At 73.9% G+C, this 2,348-nt stretch carries 2 protein-coding genes; both read left to right on the top strand.

All coding sequences use genetic code 11. From position 1 onward, the window contains the following. The first annotated feature begins 137 nt into the window (after positions 1-137). Complete coding sequence (locus tag ACFVX9_RS38785; RefSeq protein ID WP_380377291.1) at positions 138-995, top strand: EI24 domain-containing protein; 858 nt, start codon at positions 138-140, stop codon at positions 993-995. Between the two features lie 539 nt (positions 996-1,534). Next, the gene (locus tag ACFVX9_RS38780; protein ID WP_380377292.1) at positions 1,535-2,200 is read left to right on the top strand and encodes a lytic transglycosylase domain-containing protein; all 666 of its coding nucleotides are present in this window, start codon (positions 1,535-1,537) and stop codon (positions 2,198-2,200) included. Positions 2,201-2,348 lie beyond the last annotated feature (148 nt).

The raw sequence follows: 2,348 nt of genomic DNA, 5'->3' as shown, positions 1-2,348 counted from the left end.
GAGGGAGTCCATGCGGTGGGGGCACCTCCCGGCCGGAGGCTGGGGGCCATCGGCGACCGACGACAACGCGGCGAGGTGCGTGCCCAGACGCCACACGCCCGGCGGGAATTGTCAGACATGCCCTAAGGTGATCGCCCATGCGAGATCTTGTGGCGGGGATGAAGTACCTGGTCGGGGGCCAGAAGTGGGTGGGTCGGCACGGCCGCTGGTGGGGCTTCGGCATGCTGCCCGCACTGCTCACCCTGGCCGGGTACGCCGTCGCGCTCGTCTTCCTCGGCGGCTGGTCGAAGGACCTCGCCGACTGGGCCACCCCGTTCGCCGACCACTGGAGCTCGCCCTGGCAGGGCCTGCTGCGCGACGCGCTCGCCGCGATCGCCTTCGGCGGCGGCCTGCTGCTCTCGCTGCTCACCTTCACCGCCGTCACGCTGCTGGTCGGTCAGCCCTTCTACGAGGCGCTGTCCGCGAAGGTCGACGAGACCGAGGGCGGTGCGCCCACCCCGCCGGAGTCGCCGCTGTGGCGCGAACTGGTGATCGCGGTACGGGACAGCGTCTCCGTCCTGGTGCGGGTGGCCGCGTTCGGCGTGGTGCTGTTCGCCTGCGGCTTCATCCCGGTGATCGGGCAGACGGTGGTGCCGGCGCTGGGCTTCCTGGTGTCCGGCTTCTTCCTGACCGTCGAGCTCGTCGCCGTCGCCCTCCAGCGGCGCGGGGTGCCGCAGCGTGAGCGGATCCGGCTGCTGCGCGCCCGGCTCGGGCTGGCGCTGGGCTTCGGCACGCCGCTGATCCTGGCGTTCCTGGTTCCTCTGGTGACGGTGCTCGCCATGCCGGGGGCCGTCGCGGGCGCCACCCTGCTGGCCCGGGACCTGGCCCTCGACACGGCCCGCGACCTCGCCCTCGACCCGGTCCGCGACGCGGCCCCGGCGGACGAGCAGGAGCCGGAATCGGCGGCGGAGCCGGCCTCCCGGCCCGCCACCGGGAACCCGTACGCGACCTCCTGAAGCGGTGACCGGCCGGTCACCCTGCGCCGATCCCGGCCGGCCGGAGGTGTGAGGCCGCCCACACGGGGTTCGCCGTCTACTGCCCCCGATAGTGGACGGCTACGGCCCGGGCGCCGGCCGACCCCCCGGCACGGGCTCCCGTCCCGCGTCGGGCTGCCCGGAACACCTCGAAGAACGCAGGCCACCGCACCTCACACCCACGCATTCCGCTCGCGCCACCGACCTTCGACCTACAAATACGCAAGTCGGACAAATTCCCCCAAACCCATCACCGCGTCTCGCCGCAGCCACCCTGCGGCTACTACCCGCCGTAGTGGCACCCGCCTTTGCCACCCGTCCCCGGCCCTGCGAAGAATGGCCCGTCGCCAGGCAGCGCAGCCGGCCCCCTCCGCCGCGCAGCCGACCCGCCCCGCCACTTCCGCCGGGGCGCCACGGCCGTCCCGGACGGCCGCGCGGGCCCCGCCCACCCGGGCGCCCGTGCGATGCCCCGCACCCGGTGCCACCGGCACGGCCCCCGACGGAAAAGGATTGTCCGCTTCATGCAGCTCAGCCATGCCCGCCGCAACTCCCTGATCACCGGCATCGCCACCCTCGTCGTCGCGAGCGCCGCCACCGCCGCCCTCGCCCTCCCGCAGGCCGGGAACACCACCGAGGCCGCCGCCCCTGCGGCCGCCGTCACGGTGGACGGCAAGGCGGCCGCCGACCAGGCCCAGGCTGACACCGCTGCTGCTGCCGCCGACCAGGCCGCTCAGGAGGCCCAGGCCCAGGCGCAGGCCCAGGCCGAGGCGGAGTCCGCCGCCCAGGCGCAGGCCGAGGCCGACGCGAAGGCCCAGGCGGACGCCAAGGCCAAGGCCGACGCGGACGCCGCCGCCTCCCGCTCCCAGGCGCGCCAGGACCTCACCAGCGCCCCGACCCTCACCGGCAGCCCGCAGCAGATCGCCGCGCAGCTCGTCCCGGCCGGCCAGCTCCAGTGCTTCAGCAACATCGTGTCCCGCGAGAGCAGCTGGAACCATCTCGCCGTCAACGCCTCCTCCGGCGCGTACGGCCTGGTCCAGGCGCTGCCCGGCAGCAAGATGGCCTCGGCCGGCTCCGACTGGCGCACCAACCCGGCCACCCAGATCAAGTGGGGCCTGGACTACATGAACTCCCGCTACGGCAGCCCCTGCGCCGCCTGGTCGTTCTGGCAGAACCACCACTGGTACTAAACCGAGGCTGCCGAGCCTCGACGCACCCCGGGCCCGCGACGCACCCCGCGTCGCGGGGCCGGCGCGTTTCGGCTGTCGTGGGCGCCTCCCGCAGGACACGTGAAAACATGGCGTCCGGTCTTCCAATTTTGCGGGGATTTCTCCGTCC

Origin of the sequence: Kitasatospora sp. NPDC058243, from assembly GCF_042882025.1 — a bacterium.
GTDB lineage: Bacteria > Actinomycetota > Actinomycetes > Streptomycetales > Streptomycetaceae > Kitasatospora.
This window is presented reverse-complemented; position numbering and strand designations above follow the sequence as displayed.

Coding starts and splice junctions, on each gene's coding strand:
- ACFVX9_RS38785 (WP_380377291.1), top strand. CDS start 138: ATGCGAGATCTTGTGGCGGGGATGAAGTACCTGGTCGGGGGCCAGAAG.
- ACFVX9_RS38780 (WP_380377292.1), top strand. CDS start 1,535: ATGCAGCTCAGCCATGCCCGCCGCAACTCCCTGATCACCGGCATCGCC.